Annotated in this window: 1 pseudogene; it reads right to left on the reverse strand. The window is 40.3% G+C overall.

The window, feature by feature from the left end:
• A pseudogene (locus DC53_RS22885) lies at positions 1–335 on the reverse strand (hypothetical protein); the annotation flags it as partial.

Raw genomic sequence — 335 nt, forward strand, 5'->3', positions numbered from 1 at the left:
GTATAACTTCTGCGCCACTTCTTGTTGTGATGTAGCTATCTCATCATACTTACGGTTATTCTCTGCAATTTCACTCAGGTAACGTGTACGGCTTGGCGGAATCACAAATATTTTCTCACTCATTTCACGAGTAATCTCAAAAGTAGATTTTAAATCTGCCTCTGTTCGCTCTACCACCTTGTCCATTATCTTTCTGTAGAGCGTATTCATACCAGGATCGTTAAACTGCGATGCAATTGTTCCAAACACTGGTAAAGTTTCAGGGTCATCATGCCATAGGTTATGATTACGCTGATATTGTTTTTTAACATCACGAAGCGCATCTAGTGAGCCAC

This window comes from Pseudoalteromonas fuliginea (genome assembly GCF_000690055.1).
Taxonomy (GTDB): Bacteria; Pseudomonadota; Gammaproteobacteria; order Enterobacterales; family Alteromonadaceae; genus Pseudoalteromonas; species Pseudoalteromonas fuliginea.